This window comes from Bacillus paranthracis (assembly GCF_024296885.1).
GTDB classification, from domain to species: domain Bacteria; phylum Bacillota; class Bacilli; order Bacillales; family Bacillaceae_G; genus Bacillus_A; species Bacillus_A paranthracis.
Window position 1 is genome coordinate 3,924,552 of the sequence record NZ_CP101135.1, and the last position, 17,608, is coordinate 3,942,159.

Genomic DNA, 17,608 nt, shown 5'->3' on the forward strand with positions numbered 1-17,608 from the left:
TTCCCCCCTATTCTGCGTATACGTGCTTCAATGCATCTTCAGGTGCTGCATACGGAGCATTTTCTGCATATTCTGTTGCTTCGTTTACGATATGCATAATTTCGTCTAACATTTGTTTTTCAGATTCCTCAGTTAACACGCCAACCTCTTTTAAATAAGCAGCAAATGTTACAATTGAATCATTTTTCTTCGCTTCTTCTACTTCTTCTTTATCACGATAAACGCGATCATCATCGTCACTTGAATGTGCTGTTAAACGATATGATACTGTTTCAATTAAAGTTGGACCTTCACCACGGCGGCCACGGTCTGCTGCTTCTTTTACAGCTTTATATACTGCAAGCGGATCGTTTCCGTCTACTGTATATCCAGGCATACCGTATCCAATTGCACGGTCTGATACATTTTTACATGCTAATTGTTTTTCAACTGGAATAGAGATTGCGTATTTATTATTTTCACACATAAAAATAACAGGTAACTTGTGTACGCCAGCAAAGTTTGCACCTTCATGGAAATCACCTTGGTTGGAAGAACCTTCACCGAATGTAACAAACGTTACTAAATCTTTCTTTTCCATTTTTCCAGCTAATGCAATACCAACTGCATGTGGTACTTGCGTTGTTACTGGAGATGAACCTGTCACAATACGATTTTTCTTTTGACCGAAGTGACCAGGCATTTGACGACCACCAGAGTTTGGATCTCCAGCTTTCGCGAAACCAGATAGCATCAGTTCTTTCGCTGTCATACCAAACGCTAGTACAACACCCATATCACGGTAGTATGGTAATGCATAATCTTTCTCTCTATCAAGAGCAAATGCTGCTCCAACTTGTGCTGCCTCTTGTCCTTGACAAGAAATTACGAATGGAATTTTACCAGCACGGTTTAATAACCACATACGTTCGTCGATTTTACGTGCAAGTAACATCGTACGGAACATTTCTAATACTTGCTCATCACTTAAGCCAAGCTCTTCATGGCGCTTTTCTTTTACTTCTGCCATTTTTCATAACCTCCTAAATCCACATTTTTATGCGTGTAACGCTTTTCCATCTACAGCTAATGCTGCTTCACCAATCGCCTCAGATAATGATGGATGCGGATGAATTGTATGTGCTACTTCCCAAGGTGTTGCATCAAGTACTCTTGCAAGACCCGCTTCAGAAATCATATCTGTTACATGCGGTCCAATCATATGAACACCGAGAATATCATTTGTTTCTTCATCAACTACAAGTTTTACGAAACCATCTGATTCGCCGTATACAAGCGCTTTTCCGATTGCACGGAATGAGAACTTACCTACTTTTAGCTTATAGCCTTTTTCTTTCGCTTCTTGTTCTGTTAAACCGACAGAAGCAACTTCCGGACTGCTATATACGCATTTTGATACCATAGAATAATCAATTGGTGTAACTTCTTTACCAGCAATATGTTCTACTGCAACAATTCCTTCATGAGAAGCAACGTGAGCAAGCTGTAAGCCACCAATTACATCACCGATTGCGTAAATATGAGATTCTTTCGTTTGATAAAACTCATTTGTTTGAATGTATCCTTTTTCCACAACGATATCCGTATTCTCTAAACCAATATTTTGCGTATTGGCTTGTCGTCCTACAGATACAAGCATTTTTTCTGCTTTAAATTCTTTATTCTCACCGTTATGTTCAGCTTGAATTGTTACTCCATTATCTTTTACCAATGTTTCTGGTAATACTTTTGCACCAGTTACCACTTTAATACCTTTTTTCTTGAATAGACGTTGCATTTCTTTTGAAACGTCTTGGTCTTCTAGTGGTAGTATCGTTTTCGCATACTCTAATACTGTAACTTCTACACCGAAGTCAGCAAGCATAGATGCCCACTCAATACCAATTACACCGCCACCAACGATAATAATCGAGCTAGGAAGCGTTTCCATTTTTAGGGCATGATCGGAAGACATTACATACTCTCCGTCTAATTCTAAACCTGGTAATGAATTCGGACGAGAACCTGTTGCAATAAGTACATTTTTTGGAATTAACATTTCATTCTCTTCTCCACTTGCAAGTTCAACTGAAATTATCCCTGGCATCGGAGAGAAAATAGATGGGCCAAGAATACGGCCAATACCTTCAAACACATCAATTTTACCTTGTTTCATTAAGTGCTGAACACCTTTATGAAGTTGCGTTACAATCTTCTCTTTACGCTCTTGTACTTTCGCAAAGTTTAGTTCTACATTACTTGCAATAACTCCGAACTCTTCACTTTTTTTAGCAGTTGCGTATACTTCCGCACTACGTAAAAGGGCTTTACTAGGAATACATCCTTTGTGTAAACAAGTACCACCAAGATTTTCTTTTTCAACAAGTGCAGTTTTTAACCCTAGTTGTGATGCACGAATTGCAGCAACATATCCACCAGTACCGCCGCCAACGATGACTAAATCATATTCTTTTGCCATTATCTCAACCCCTAGCTACCGTTTCTTTTTCACGTACAATATATTCTTTTGGAGCTTCTTCTTCACGTAGTACACGAAGTGCCCCTTCTGCTAATGCTTGTAATTCATCTTCTCCTGGATGTACGATAACATCTGCAATCCAGTCTACTCGTTCTTTTATTTCATCAACAAGGATTTTACTGTAAGCAAGTCCACCAGTTAATACGATTGCATCGATTTTCCCGTGAAGTACAGCGCTAGCTCCGCCAATCTCTTTTGCAACTTGATATGCCATAGCTTTATAAATAAGAGTTGCTTCAGGATCACCTTTTTCAACCATTTGTTCTACTTTAATCGCATCATTTGTACCGATAAGACTTACAAGTCCACCTTGTCCGACAAGTTTTTTAATCATTTCATCTCGGTAATACTCACCAGAGAAACACATTTCTACTAGTTGCCCTACTGGTACTGTACCAGCGCGCTCTGGACTAAATGGGCCTTCTCCGTTTAAACCGTTATTTACATCGATTACTCTTCCTTTTTTATGAGCACCAACTGTAATACCGCCGCCCATATGTGTAACTAATAAATTTAAATCCTCATATTTGTGATTTAACTGTTCAGCTACTTTACGAGCAACTGCTTTTTGATTTAATGCATGGAAAATACTTTTGCGTTCCATACCAGCAATACCACTTATACGAGCAATAGGCTCCATTTCATCTACAACGACAGGGTCTACAATGAATGCCGGAATATTTAATCCAGAAGCTATTTCATATGCTAAAATGCCCCCAAGGTTTGAAGCGTGATGACCGCTAAAACCATTTTTTAAATCTTCTAACATCGCATCGTTTACTGTGTATGTTCCGCCTTCGATTGGACGAAGTAATCCCCCACGGCCACAAACTGCGTTTAATTTTGAAATGTTAATACCGTGAGAATGTAGAACTTCTAAGATCGTTTCTTTACGAAACTCATATTGGTCGATAATTCGCTTATATTTTCCAATCTGTTCTTCGTCATGACGAATAGTTTCTTCTAAAACGGGTCTTTCATTATCAAAAACACCAATTTTTGTGGATGTACTACCCGGATTAATAACAAGAATTCGATTTACAGACACTGTTGCTACCTCCACTAATAAATTCAAAAGGAGGTGGAAACCTCATAAGAGGTAACCACACCTTTTGTAAAAGTAATATATGAATGATTAGCGACGGCTAATAATGTCGTGACCGTTGCGTAAGTATGTGCTACGAGAGTTTTTCAAGCTTGCAATGCGCTCTTCAGCTAGACGATCAGCTGCTACATAAGTTGCAATGCCATCGCGTTTTGAAATTTCGATTACTTTTGCAATTGTGTCATAAATTGATTCTACGCGTTTTAATGCACGTTCTCTATTGTATCCATATAACTCGTCTGCTACGTTAATTACGCCACCTGCATTAATTACATAGTCTGGTGCGTATACAATACCCATTTCATGAATGATGTCGCCGTGACGATCTTCTTTTAATTGGTTATTTGCAGAACCTGCAATTACTTTTGCTTTAAGTTGTGGAATAGTTTCGTCATTAACTGTTGCGCCTAATGCACATGGTGCGTAAATATCACATTCAACACCGTAAATTTCATTTGGCTCAACTGCTGTTGCACCGAATTCTTCTACTGCACGTTGTACAGCTTCTTTATTAATATCTGTAACGATTAGTTTTGCGCCTTCAGCGTGTAAATGTTTGCATAGGTGATATGCTACGTTACCAACACCTTGAACAGCAATTACTTTTCCTTCTAAATTATCAGTACCGAAAGCCTCTTTCGCAGCAGCTTTCATACCACGATAAACACCGTATGCAGTTACTGGAGATGGGTTACCAGAAGAACCGAATGATGGTGAAATACCTGTTACAAAGTCAGTTTCTTCGTGGATAATATCCATATCATCTACTGTTGTACCAACATCTTCAGCTGTAATGTAACGTCCGTTTAGTCCTTGAATATAACGACCTAATGCACGGAACATTGCTTCGCTCTTATCTTTACGTGGATCACCGATAATTACTGTTTTCGCACCACCTAAGTTTAAACCAGCTGCTGCGTTTTTGTATGTCATCCCTTTTGCAAGACGCAATGCATCTTCAATCGCCGCTTCTTCAGAATCATATGTCCACATTCTTGTTCCACCAAGAGCAGGTCCAAGTGTTGTATCATGAATTGCAATGATTGCTTTTAAACCTGATTCTTTATCTTGACAAAATACTACTTGCTCATAATCATATTTTTCTAAGTATTCGAAGATTTCTAATGCCATTGTCGTTTCCCCCTAATGTTTTACCCTATTTGGTTTATTTTGAAGCAGTGGCAACTGCCAATGCTAATGAATATACTTTTGTTTCTGCTGAATCAGCACGAGATGTTAAAACAATCGGTGCTTTTGCGCCAGCAATCATTGCTCCTACTTTTGCATCCGCAAAGTATACGAGTGATTTATATAGTACATTTCCAGCTTCAATTGTTGGGACGAGTAAAATGTCTGCCTTACCTGCTACGTCACTTACTATGCCTTTATGTTCTGCTGCAATTTGTGATACTGCATTATCTAAAGCAAGTGGTCCATCAACGACACAATTTTTTATTTGTCCGCGGCGATTCATTTGAGTTAACATCGCTGCATCAATTGTCGCTTGCATCGCAGGATTCACAACCTCTACCGCTGCAATTGGTGCTACCTTCGGCAAATCAATTCCTATTGCCCGGGCAACTTCTACAGTATTTTGTATAATAGCAGCTTTTTGTGTTACATCAGGTGCAATGTTCATCGCTGCATCTGTAACAAAAATGAGACGATTGTAGTTTGGAACTTCAAATGCTGCAACGTGTGAAAGTACGCTACCTTTACGAAGTCCCCACTCTTTATTTAATACAGCTTTCAAAATATTTGCTGTTGGGATGTTCCCCTTCATAAGCACATCTGCTTCGCCATTTCTTACAGCTTTAACAGAAAGTTCTGCAGCCTCAGCACTTGACTGTGTTGCAATCACTTCAATATGTTCTGAAGTTTGTAAACTATGTTCTTGTAGCATCCCCATTATTTTTTCTTGATTTCCATATAGACGAAATTGAGCTAGCTGTAATGTAATTGCTTTCGCTACAGCTTCAATTACTTCATGATCTTCAGCTACTGCTACAGCCACAGTTTTTTTAGGCTGGCCTGCCGCTTGATCAATTAAGTGTTCTAACTTCATATTTTGTAATCAACCCTTTCCGTCGTCCCTCGTCTTTTTATTAAGCAAATACCGTGCCAACTTTCAAAAGTGGTCTTACCAATAATGAAAACGCATTCAAAACACAGTAAAATCAATACTTTGGAAAATAACGAAAGATTCTGTCTTATTTTGTCGCTTTTTGTATACCATGCAATAAATTGCACGGTACGCAATTTATTGCATGCTATTTTTTGCACACTCATACTTTTCTAGCTTGTAATATAAATTTCGAACCGAAATTCCTAACGCTCTTGCTGTTTGTGTTTTATTTCCACCAAATCTCTCTAAATATTCATGAATGATATTCCCTTCAAACTCCGTCACTAAATGCTCAAGTGGCTTTTCTTCTAACTCAGGCAATAAATGAGCTTGCTTTGACTCCACTTGCTCTTCGTTATGTAATGGCGGTAAATGTTGTACATCAATATAGGTCTCGTTATAATTCATAAAGATAATAGCTCTCCCCAAAATATTTTCAAGTTCCCTCACATTTCCTGGCCATTCATATGATTGTAAATATGAAATAGCAGAATTAGTGAGCCCCTCTATATTTCGGCCATAATCTTGGTTAATTTTTTGAATTAACCTGTCTGCGATTGCCGGTATATCCCCTTTACGCTGACGAAGAGATGGGATTTGAATTGGAATTTTATTTAATCGATAATATAAATCCTCCCTAAACTTCCCTTCTAGAATGGCTTTTTCTAAATTCACGTGCGTCGCTGCAATTACTCTGACATTGATAGGAATTGCTTTCGTTCCACCAACTTTTACAATTTCTTTCTCTTGCAAAACGCGAAGGAGTTTCGCTTGCGTATTTGCAGATAGTTCCCCTATTTCATCTAAAAAGATGCTGCCGTTATTCGCTTCCTCAAAGAATCCACGTTTTCCCCCTCTTTTCGCGCCAGAAAACGCCCCTTCCTCATAACCAAACAATTCACTTTCTAACAACGTCTCCGAAATAGCTGCACAATTTACACGAACAAACTTATTATATTTCCGATTACTTCCATTATGGATAGCATGCGCAAACAATTCTTTACCTGTCCCTGACTCCCCGCGTAACAACACTGTTGCTGGTGTATTCGCCCCCAGTTTCGCCTGTTCAATAGCAGCCGTTGTTTCATCTGAATTTCCGACAATGTCATCAAATGAATATTTCGCTTCTAACGTTCGAATGATTTGCCTTGCTCTATTCAGTTCATTTGTTAATTTTTGAATTTCTGATACGTCGCGAATTACACCGACGCTCCCTTTCAATATTCCATCCACAATAACTGGTGCTACGTTTACAATTACATCTCGCTTTTTTTGTCCGATTTTCATATGTATGCCTCGTACCGCCCTACGCGTTCGAAGTACTTTCATATGCATACTTTCACCTTCTACAATATCAGTTGTAGCCGGCTTTCCAATAATGTCCTCTTCTGTTAAACCTGTTAATTTCGTATATGCAGGGTTAATTACTAACCCTCGACCTTTTTCATCCACGACCGAAATAGCTTCCTCAGACGAGTTAATAATCGCCTCAAGTAACGTTTGAATCTCCTTTAAATCTGTAACTTCTTCCGCAAGATCTACAACCTCTGTTATATCTTTAAAAATCGCAAATGCCCCTTGCACTTCTCCTCCCTCTTTTAATATTGGAATACGGGTTGTAATAATTTTCTTTCCATTCTCAAGCGTCAGTTCATAATTTACTTCTATTTGTTTCGTACGTATAATACGAAGCAACTTACTAGTCGGAATAACTTCTAAAATATATTTCCCTACCGCATCTTCTTTTTTATATCCGATAATACGTTCTGCACTTTTATTGAATAGGCGAACTTGTCCTTCTTGATCAATCACTATCATACCGTCATGCGTAGAGTTTAAAATTAAATCCCCTTGCTGCGTTTGCTCTTCTAACTTTCCAATTAAATTTTCCTTCTCATGTGCTAATCTCGTAACAATTTTTGCAATATCACCTGGTATAAGAAGAGTATCTTTATGCTTTTTCTTTAATAAATCTTTATGTAAATCATCGTCACCTGTCATATCAAACATTACATCAATATGCATAGAAAGAAACGGAGTCACACTCTCTCCAATTGCAATCCCGTATTCCTTTGCCATCTGTAACCCTTTTGCTATCGGATTTATATCAATAATCCCTATAATTTGAAATATATTCGAACTCTGTAACAGACGCAGCAGTGTACTACCACCTTCACCTGCACCAACAATTAAAACTTTTTGTTTCATATATTACACTTCCTCTCGGAGTATCTCTGCAAAATTTTTCACACCCTTATCTTACTCGTTCAGCCCCCTCTTGACAAACCCCCTTTTCATATAACATCATTAAAATAAACAAAATAATCTGAAAAGGAGCGTTTATATGCAGCGTTACCTTGCTCTATTATTAGCACTCATCCCTATTTCATTAGCTGTGTTTGGCATTAAGTTAATGAGAGATACCGTATTCGGGATTTTATTTCCTCCACTCTCTATACTATGGTTACAATTTTTAATCGGGGCTCTCTGCTTCGCGCTCGGATTTTATATCTTTGGTGGTTTCGTCTTACACCGAGATCGTAAACGAAATAAAGTACAAGCTCGCTTTCGAAGATAGGAAAGCCCTACTATTTACAAATAAAAAAATGAGACCGTTACAAGCGGTCTCATTTTTTTATTGGCAATAATGTTCTTGCCGTTTCAGGATAATCCGTAATAATCGCCGAAATATTCATATCAAAATATTTACGCATAAGTGTTTCTTCATTAATTGTATAGGGCCGAACCTCTACATCACTTTCCATCGTTAGTTCGGCAACAGCATCTTGAAGATAACGATAATTAGGATGCACTGCTGTAGCCCCCATTTTTTTTGCATATGCCCACGGACTATGCAAACCTTCGCGATATAAAATCGCTGTTTGAATATCTGGAGCCATCATATGACACCTTTTCATACTATAATGATTAAATGAAGAAAATATAACACGATCTTCTAGATTAAATTTCCGTACAAGCGTTATAACTTCTTCTTCTAAACCTCTGTATGGAATTTTATTATTTTTAAGTTCAATATTAAGTAACAACTCTGTTTTTTCAATCCATTTTAACACCTCTTCTAAAAGAGGTATTTTACAAAATCCTACTTTATCACCAAATTTATAACTCGCATCTAATTTACATAAATCCTCATATACATAATTTCGAACCGCACCTTTTCCATTCGTTGTCCGATTCACTGTTTCATCATGAATGACGACAACCTTTCCGTCTTTCGTTAATTGAACATCCAGCTCAATTCCATCTGCCTTAAAAGATTCAGCTGCTTCAAATGAAATCATCGTATTTTCTGGGTACGTTCCCGCTGCACCACGATGCGCAAATATAAGAGTCATCCTCACTCCCCCAATCTTATGCTATACTATACGAAAAAGGAGGTACTTCTATGAAACCATTACAAATTTCTCCAGACACTGCAGTCCGCCTATCAAAAGCATTAGGCGTTCCACTTGAACAACTTATGCATATGCCGCAGCACATTTTAATTCAAAAGTTAGTTGAATTAGAAAAACAAAATAAAGACGAAGAATAATACAGTCCTGTTTCGCAGGACTTTTTATTATTTTCTATTATATCATGGATGGCTTCCTTGCTAAAATCCCTCATTGGATATACCATGATTCAATTTAACCTTCACTTCGAACATGTACAATAAAAAGACCAACGAATTCTAACATTCATTGGTCATTAATTAAAAAGTTCATTGGTTTTAAATTTACTATCGAGTATACATTTCAAGAATTATTAAGCTTTATTAAAACTTAAATCCCTTACTTCTTCTATTCTCAGCTAGCCTTATGTTCAAGTCTCAACTTATCCGCAACCATTGCGATGAACTCAGAGTTCGTAGGTTTTGCTTTTGACATAGATACTGTATAACCGAATAAGGACGAAATAGAATCGATATTCCCACGACTCCATGCTACTTCAATTGCGTGACGGATTGCACGCTCGACACGGCTTGCTGTTGTATTATATTTCTTCGCGATATCTGGATACAATACTTTCGTAATAGATCCCAGTAATTCGATGTCATTGTACACCATAGAAATTGCTTCCCTTAAGTACATGTACCCTTTAATATGAGCAGGCACACCAATTTCATGAATGATACTCGTAATGCTTGCATCTAAGTTTTTCGGTTTTCCATCTACTGTTGTTGCTGATCGGAAAGATGGCAGTGGACGTTTAATAGTAGCGTTCGCTTTACCGCTCACTTGACGAATATGACTCGTTAAATTCTCCATATCAAATGGTTTTAATATGAAATATGACGCACCTAAGTCAACTGCTTTTTTCGTCACATCTTCTTGTCCAAACGCTGTCAACATAATTACGCTAGGCTGTCTTAACCTTTCAATATGGCGCATTTTCTCTAGTACAGCTAACCCATCTAAATGTGGCATAATAATATCTAATACAAGTACATCCGGCTGCTTATCTTTTAATAAATTTAAACACTCTTGACCATTATAAGCAGTACCAATTACTTCCATATCCTCTTGAGCAGCTACATAACTCTCTAGCATTGATACTAATTCTTTATTATCATCCACAAGACATACTTTAATTTTCTCCACAGCTTTTCCTCCCTTACCGAATCGATTCTCCGACATGTGTATCCTTCTAGGCTACATGAATTGTTCGACAATTGTGTGAAAATTCCCTTTTAAAGTTTGTTACTTTCCGATAAAATCACAAAAAAATATGTTTATCGTTTAATTATTCCTTTTCGCAACACATTCCATCATAGAAAAACAACGAAACGTTCAACCCTTTCCTTTTATTTTACAACAAAAAACACCTCTTGCGGAGCTTTTACAAAATTTCAACGAATTTTTCAATAGAAAAACGAGCTAATTATTAATTAGCTCGCTTTTCTTTCTTGATCATAAATGTTAATTCCAGCCTCATGTAACATCCATTCAATATGAACACCATATCCTGATGTTGGATCATTTACAAATACATGTGTAACAGCGCCAATTACCTTTCCATTTTGTACAATTGGACTTCCGCTCATCCCCTGTACGATACCACCTGTTTTCGCTAATAAACGTTTATCTGTTACTTTTATTACCATGCCTTTTGTTGCCGGAAACTTTTGCGGTACTGTACTCACAACTTCAATATCAAACGCTTCCACTTTATCTTGATCAATAACCGTTAATATTTTTGCTGGTCCTTCTTTTACTTGATGAGATAGTGCAATAGGCATTGCTTTATCCATTACGCCATTTGTCATATTTGTATTCAATTTGCCAAAAATACCAAATGGACTATTTATTGTAATATTGCCAATCACTTCACGATCAGGTGAGAACCTCGCTAATTTCTCCCCTGGATTCCCATGACTACCTCTTTCAATTGATGTAACTGTCGAACGCATAATTTGTCCATCTTCGACTTGAATCGGCTTTTTCGTATCATTATCAGAAATAACATGACCAAGTGCCCCATATTTCATAGAATCAGGATGAACAAATGTCATTGTTCCGATTCCAGCTGCCGAATCACGAATATATAAACCAATGCGATAAGACGATTCTCCACTGTCTTTTTGTGGTGTTAATTTAGTGCGGATATGCTTTCCATCCCTTAGCAAAACGAGATTAAGCGGTTCGCCTGTTTCCCCACTATTATGAATAAATGGTGCTACATCACTCATTCTTTCAATTGTTTTACCATTAATTTCAGTAATCATATCTCCAATTTGCACACCAGCTGTTTCACCAGGAGATACTTTCCCTTTTTCAGTTTGAATTAAATGATGGCCTACAACAAGTATCCCTTTTGTGTTTAACTTTACACCAATTGATTGTCCACCTGGAATAACTTTGAAATCTTTTAATACTCTCACATTTACTTTTTTCACTGGAAAACCAGCAAGCTGAAACACCATATCTGCTTCACCATTTTGATGAGAATTTACCATAAGTCCTTGTTTTTGTTCATTTGAACTTACTGTAAACACATGACGATCTGTAGATGAAGCTTTAAATACTGGTAATGAAGCTATTTCTGATTGTTGTCCTTCAAAAACAACAAGTTGCTTCGGAGATGAAATAAACGTCCGAAGCGGTTTAAAACACCCAATAAAAACTAAAGAAACAAGGAGAAAAATACCTATTATTTTGCGAAATCTTTCTAATTTCAATTTGTTCACTCTCCTCGCTCCTACCCCACATTCAGCCTTTTGGCTTCACTTTTTAATCTCTCCTTGCAATGCTTTATTTATAACCGGAAGAATTAAGAAATCATCATTTGAGAAAAAAAGCTATCCATTACTGGATAGCCTCTGCTGTCTGTTTAAAATGATGCGCTTGCGTAAGTAATTCTTTCGCATGTTCTGTCGTTAAATCTGTAATTTCCACACCAGAAATCATTCGAGCTATTTCTGTTACTTTATCCTCCATAGTTAAAACGGTAACTGATGTAATTGTTCGATCATTTGCTACTTGTTTTCGAATAAATAAATGCGAATCCGCCATTGAAGCTACTTGAGGTAAGTGCGTAATACAAAGTACTTGTGAGTTTACTGATACTCGATAAATCTTTTCCGCAATAGCCTGTGCGACCCGGCCACTTACACCAGTATCCACTTCATCAAAAATAACAGATGCAACACCTTGATGCTTAGAAAAAATGCTTTTTAAAGCTAAAATAATACGGGATAACTCTCCGCCAGAAGCAACCTTTGAAAGTGGTTTTAGCGGCTCACCCGGATTTGTTGAAATATAAAATTCCACATGATCGTAACCATCCGCTGTAAGTCTTACCGGTGCTCCCTCCACGAGAGGCTCTTCTGCATTTCCTTCTCGCTTCATAATTCTCACTTCAAATTTTGTTTTTTCCATATATAATTCTTTTAATTCCTGATGAATGGCATTTGTAAGATGTTCTGCAAGTTCATGACGCATATTACTTAACAACGTTGCTTCTTTCAGAATAACACTTTCTAATTCCTTCAACTGTTTCTTCGTCGTTTCAATATGAACGTCTTTATTTTCAATCGTAAAAATTTCTTGTTCAATTTTATCAGCATACGCTAAAATCTCTTCTACAGTATTTCCATATTTTCTCTTTAGCATACGAATTTCATTTAAACGCGTTTCAATTTCATCTAAGCGATTCGGATCATATTCCATCATATCGAGCTTTTCTCTTAGTTGATAGGCAACTTCTTCTAATAAATAATAACTATTGGCAATGGAATCATGATTTTCTTGATACACTTCATCTAAATGTGTAATACTCTCCATTTGTCCCATTGCGCTTCGTACATTATCTAACCCTTGTCCGTCAGCACTTAACGAGCGATACGCATCCCCTAATGCTTTGTAAATTTTTTCGAAATTAGAAATTTGCAATCGTTCTTCAGTTAAGTCATTTTCTTCATCTATCTTTAAATCCGCTTTACGGATTTCTTCATGCTGAAATTGAATTAAATCTAAACGATGTGCCATTTGTTGTTCATTTTCACTTAACGATTTCAACTGTTTTTTTAATTTCTCATAGTCAGCATATACGTTTTGGTATATATCTAATTGTTTAACGATACGCTCTCCATCAAAATGATCGAGCATAAATAGATGACGTTCTTCATTCATTAAGTCTTGCGTTTCGTGTTGTCCATGAATATCAACAAGTGTTTTTCCAATTTCTTTTAATACACTAAGGGTAACTAGTTTTCCATTTACACGACATACACTTTTTCCGTTTGCAGCGATATCACGCTTCAAAATAATCATGCCGTCTTCTATTTCTATATCCAACTCTTCTGCTTTTTCAATACATGGATGCTTATCATCTTCCACATAAAATAGCCCCTCTATCTCAGCTTTTTCTGTTCCGTATCGAACAAATTCTGCTGAACCACGGCCACCTACAAGTAAACTAATCGCATCAATAATAATCGATTTTCCGGCCCCTGTTTCACCACTTAAAACCGTTAATCCTTTTTGAAAAGAAATATTTAATGCCTCAATAATAGCAAAGTTTCTAATCGATAATTCCGATAACAATGCCCCATTCACCTCGTTATAAACTAATCCCCTATGAAGGGCTTTTCTCAGTTCTTTATTCAAATAGTCATACTATATGTTTGTATGTATAAATTACTTTTCTAACCGCTCCATTGTACCAAACATTTGTTTTACGGGTCAATCCACCTATTTCCTAATTTTATTCAAAGAAAATATTATATTACAATTAAGAATTCACGTTTTTAACCAATAAAAATATCCTGTTCGCTTTCCACTTTACAGAGGAAAGCAAACAAGATTTTTTATTACAGCATATTTAAGAAACGATCAGAGACAACACCTGTATCTTCAGGTGTACGGCAAATAATTAAGCAAGTGTCATCACCACAAATGGTTCCGATAATCTCATCCCACTCTAAATGATCAATAAGTGCTCCAAGTGAATGAGCGTTACCAGGCAATGTTTTTAGCACAAGCATATGTCCTGCCGTGTCTAATTTTACAAATGAATCCACTAGATTACGTTTTAATTTTTGTAACGGGTTAAATCGTTGATCTGCTGGCAAACTATATTTATAGCGACCATCATGTAATGGCACTTTCACTAAGTGCAATTCTTTAATATCGCGCGATACTGTTGCTTGCGTTACATTAAATCCCTCATTACGTAAAATATCAACTAATTCATCTTGTGTTTCAATTTCTTTGTTCGCAATAATTTCCCTGATTTTAATATGGCGCTGACCTTTATTCATACATTTGCACCTCACACTATCTCTTACCATAGTTTAAACATTGGTATACTTCACTTATTTATGTTAACTTATAATTCGTTACTTGTACACAATTGTTTTTACAATCATTATACAATTACAACAAAAAGAGGAACAACATATGTTATTCCCCTTTCCCTTTTTGTTTTAGGACATCATGTGCCTCTGTAACTACTTGCTCAACAGAAACTGGAGAATGATTTTCGCCATTCTCACGTTCACCATGCCATTTCAGATGAATTAAAAATTCAATATTACCATCCCCGCCCGTAATTGGTGAGAATGTTAAGCCTTCTACGTCGTATCCTTCTTTTATAGCAAAGTCGACAATCATTTCTACGACAGCCTCATGTACTTTTCGATCGCGAACGATACCCTTTTTACCAACTTGCTCTCTTCCAGCTTCAAACTGCGGTTTAATTAACGCTGCTACATCCCCGTTCGGCATAAGCATTGTTTTTAAAACTGGCAATATAAGTTTTAATGATATAAACGAAACATCGATACTAGCAAATTGCGGTAAACCACGTTCTAAGTCTGCTGGTGTTACGTAACGGAAGTTCGTTCGTTCCATTACGACAACACGCTCATCTTGACGCAATTTCCAAGCAAGTTGATTGTACCCTACATCTAATGCATAAGATAATTTCGCTCCATTTTGAAGCGCGCAATCGGTAAAGCCACCAGTTGATGAACCAATATCTATCATAACTTTATCTTGTAAATCAAGATGAAATGTCTCTAATGCCTTTTCAAGTTTATAACCACCACGGCTTACATACGGCATAACTTGCCCCTTCACCGTAATCTCTGTATCTTGTGGGATTTTCTCCCCTGGCTTATCCAATCTCATCTCATTCGCATATACAAGGCCGGCCATAATGGCGCGTTTTGCTTTCTCACGTGTTTCTATAAGCCCTCGCTCTACTAATAGTACATCTACTCTTTCTTTTTTCGCACTCATTTGTTACGCCCTTTTTTGTTTTGATGGAATCATTGTATGAATACGGTCTACAACAGCATCTGTCGTTAAACCGATTTCTTCTAATAATTTTGTTACACTACCGTGTTCTATGAAACGATCTGGAATACCCATTCGTTCAACTAACGCACTATGGTACCCGTTCTCAGACGCAAATTCAACTACTCCTGTTCCAAAACCACCAATTAAGCAAGCTTCTTCAATCGTTAAAATTGGTATATTTTTTCCTAAGAGATCATGTAAATATGCTTCATCCATTGGTTTAATGAAGCGAGCGTTCACTACTTTCACTGAAATACCAGCCTTTTCAAGACGCTCAGCCGCTTCCATTGCCATTGGTATTGTCGTACCAAATGTTAAAATAGCTGCTTGTGTACCTTCTTTTAACGTTTCCCATGAACCGATTGGAATCGCCTTTAATTCTTCATCCATATGAACGCCAAGTCCATTACCTCGCGCATAACGTAATGCGATTGGTCCATCTTCATATTGCATCGCCGTGTATACTAAATGTTGCCCTTCATTTTCATCTTTTGGCATCATAAGTACCATATTCGGCAAGTGGCGTAAGAATGAGATATCAAATACACCTTGATGCGTTTCACCATCTGCTCCTACTAAACCAGAGCGATCAATTCCGATGAAAACATTTAAATTTTGGCGGCATATATCATGAACAACTTGGTCATAAGCTCTTTGTAAAAATGTTGAATAAATCGCTAAGAATGGTTTCATACCTTGCGTTGCCATACCCGCTGCCATTGTTGTAGCATGCTGTTCTGCAATACCTACATCAATCATACGATCTGGGAATTCTTTTTGGAATTTCTCAAGTTTCGATCCAACAGGCATTGCAGGTGTAATTGCAACGATACGCTCATCCGTTCTCGCTAACTTAAGTACTGTTTCACTAACAACAGCACTCCATGCTGGTGCAACTTCTTTCGGTTTAACGAAGTCACCTGATTCAATTTTATAAGGTCCTGTTCCATGCCAAGTGCCAATAACATCACTCTCAGCTGGTTTGTAACCTTTTCCTTTTTTCGTAATAACATGAACAAGCACTGGGCCTTTTGTTTTCTTTGCATATTGCAACGTTTCGAATAACTTTTCATAATCATGTCCATCGACTGGACCTAAATATGTAAAGCCTAACTCTTCGAAAAAGACACCAGATACTAGTAAATATTTAAGACTATCTTTTATTTTCTCTGCTGTCGCAGCAACTTTCCCACCGACAGCTGGGATTTTCTTCAAAATATACTCTAGCTCATCTTTTACCCAATGGTATTTTCCTGCGGTACGTAGACGTCCAAGCACATTATGAAGCGCACCAACGTTTGGCGCAATTGACATTTCATTATCATTCAAAATAACAATCATGTCTGTTTTTTCATGTCCAATATGGTTCAATGCCTCTAAAGCCATTCCGCCCGTTAAAGCGCCATCACCAATGATTGGTATAACATATTCTTTCGTTTTCTTTAAATCACGTGCTAGAGCCATTCCCATTGCAGCAGATAATGATGTCGAGCTATGGCCAGTTTCCCATACATCGTGCTCACTCTCACAACGTTTTGGGAAACCACATAGACCTTGATATTGCCTTAATGTGCCGAATTCTTTTGCACGTCCAGTTAAAATTTTATGTACATAGGATTGATGTCCTACATCCCATAAAAATTTATCTTTCGGACTATCAAATAATTTATGCAGAGCAATTGTGAGTTCTACTACACCTAAATTAGGCGCAATATGTCCACCTGTTTGAGAGAGCTCTTCAATTAAAAACTTACGAATATCCTCACTCAATCCCTCTAGTTCACTGATAGACATCTCTTTCAAAAAACTAGGGTTTTGAATTTGCGTTAGATCCACATGGATCACTCACTTTCATTTCATAATCTGTCAACATGTCAAATATTATAAAAAACATTTACACAAAACAAGAAATTCTCTTTTTTTATTTTTCACCTTGTCCTGCTATTAACCAGTCTATTGCGCCCTAATCTTATTATAAACCATATTTCTTTAGGCGATGAAAAAAATAGCCGCTAACACGAAGTGATAACGGCAATGTAATCTACATATATTTTTGC

15 protein-coding genes are annotated in these 17,608 nt (G+C 37.2%); 2 read left to right on the top strand and 13 right to left on the bottom strand.

Annotated elements, in window-relative coordinates; genetic code table 11:
• Positions 1-7: 7 nt before the first annotated feature.
• The 6 genes from bfmBAA to NLJ82_RS20265 all read right to left on the bottom strand — a co-directional run bounded on the left by bfmBAA (position 8) and on the right by NLJ82_RS20265 (position 7,956).
• A complete protein-coding gene (bfmBAA, locus tag NLJ82_RS20240) occupies positions 8-1,009 on the bottom strand; it encodes a 3-methyl-2-oxobutanoate dehydrogenase subunit alpha (protein ID WP_000852555.1) in 1,002 nt (333 codons plus the stop codon).
• Positions 1,010-1,036: 27 nt separating this feature from the next.
• Positions 1,037-2,458: a dihydrolipoyl dehydrogenase gene (gene lpdA / locus NLJ82_RS20245; RefSeq protein WP_001051285.1), complete on the bottom strand. Its 1,422-nt coding sequence runs from the start codon at positions 2,456-2,458 to the stop codon at positions 1,037-1,039.
• Positions 2,459-2,462: 4 nt separating this feature from the next.
• Positions 2,463-3,566: a butyrate kinase gene (gene buk / locus NLJ82_RS20250; RefSeq protein WP_000115774.1), complete on the bottom strand. Its 1,104-nt coding sequence runs from the start codon at positions 3,564-3,566 to the stop codon at positions 2,463-2,465.
• A gap of 87 nt (positions 3,567-3,653) precedes the next feature.
• Positions 3,654-4,754 carry a leucine dehydrogenase gene (locus NLJ82_RS20255; protein ID WP_001162675.1) on the bottom strand — a complete coding sequence of 367 codons (1,101 nt, stop codon included), beginning with the start codon at positions 4,752-4,754 and terminating at the stop codon, positions 3,654-3,656.
• A 34-nt stretch (positions 4,755-4,788) separates the two neighbouring features.
• Positions 4,789-5,688 (bottom strand): phosphate butyryltransferase, encoded by a 900-nt coding sequence (gene yqiS / locus NLJ82_RS20260; RefSeq protein WP_000763079.1) that lies wholly within the window; start codon positions 5,686-5,688, stop codon positions 4,789-4,791.
• Positions 5,689-5,883: 195 nt separating this feature from the next.
• Positions 5,884-7,956, bottom strand: a complete 2,073-nt coding sequence (locus NLJ82_RS20265) for a sigma-54 interaction domain-containing protein (RefSeq protein ID WP_000811008.1) — start codon at positions 7,954-7,956, stop codon at positions 5,884-5,886.
• A 136-nt stretch (positions 7,957-8,092) separates the two neighbouring features.
• Here NLJ82_RS20265 and NLJ82_RS20270 point away from each other — a divergent pair, with 136 nt between their 5' ends.
• Positions 8,093-8,326: a DUF2627 domain-containing protein gene (locus NLJ82_RS20270; protein WP_001190187.1), complete on the top strand. Its 234-nt coding sequence runs from the start codon at positions 8,093-8,095 to the stop codon at positions 8,324-8,326.
• 49 nt (positions 8,327-8,375) lie between these two features.
• On the opposite strand, the gene NLJ82_RS20275 is transcribed toward NLJ82_RS20270, so the two are convergent.
• Positions 8,376-9,104, bottom strand: a complete 729-nt coding sequence (locus NLJ82_RS20275; RefSeq protein ID WP_000172563.1) for a glycerophosphodiester phosphodiesterase — start codon at positions 9,102-9,104, stop codon at positions 8,376-8,378.
• 50 nt (positions 9,105-9,154) lie between these two features.
• Between NLJ82_RS20275 and NLJ82_RS20280 the strand changes: the two genes are divergently transcribed.
• Positions 9,155-9,301, top strand: coding sequence for a YycC family protein (locus tag NLJ82_RS20280; RefSeq protein WP_000803575.1), 147 nt, complete (start codon positions 9,155-9,157; stop codon positions 9,299-9,301).
• A gap of 253 nt (positions 9,302-9,554) precedes the next feature.
• Here the strand turns inward: NLJ82_RS20280 and spo0A are convergent, their stop codons facing one another.
• The 6 genes from spo0A to dxs form a co-directional block, all read right to left on the bottom strand.
• Positions 9,555-10,349 (bottom strand): sporulation transcription factor Spo0A, encoded by a 795-nt coding sequence (gene spo0A / locus NLJ82_RS20285; RefSeq protein WP_014297988.1) that lies wholly within the window; start codon positions 10,347-10,349, stop codon positions 9,555-9,557.
• Positions 10,350-10,636: 287 nt separating this feature from the next.
• Positions 10,637-11,935, bottom strand: coding sequence for a SpoIVB peptidase (gene spoIVB, locus NLJ82_RS20290; RefSeq protein ID WP_012644590.1), 1,299 nt, complete (start codon positions 11,933-11,935; stop codon positions 10,637-10,639).
• A gap of 118 nt (positions 11,936-12,053) precedes the next feature.
• Entirely contained in the window at positions 12,054-13,793 is a 1,740-nt protein-coding gene (recN, locus tag NLJ82_RS20295; RefSeq protein WP_000947749.1) for a DNA repair protein RecN, read from the bottom strand.
• Positions 13,794-14,059: 266 nt separating this feature from the next.
• Positions 14,060-14,509: an arginine repressor ArgR gene (gene argR, locus NLJ82_RS20300; protein WP_001032581.1), complete on the bottom strand. Its 450-nt coding sequence runs from the start codon at positions 14,507-14,509 to the stop codon at positions 14,060-14,062.
• A 142-nt stretch (positions 14,510-14,651) separates the two neighbouring features.
• Complete coding sequence (locus tag NLJ82_RS20305) at positions 14,652-15,491, bottom strand: TlyA family rRNA (cytidine-2'-O)-methyltransferase (RefSeq protein ID WP_001274742.1); 840 nt, start codon at positions 15,489-15,491, stop codon at positions 14,652-14,654.
• A 3-nt stretch (positions 15,492-15,494) separates the two neighbouring features.
• On the bottom strand, positions 15,495-17,387 hold the full coding sequence (gene dxs, locus NLJ82_RS20310; RefSeq protein ID WP_000366458.1) for a 1-deoxy-D-xylulose-5-phosphate synthase: 1,893 nt from the start codon (positions 17,385-17,387) through the stop codon (positions 15,495-15,497).
• Positions 17,388-17,608 lie beyond the last annotated feature (221 nt).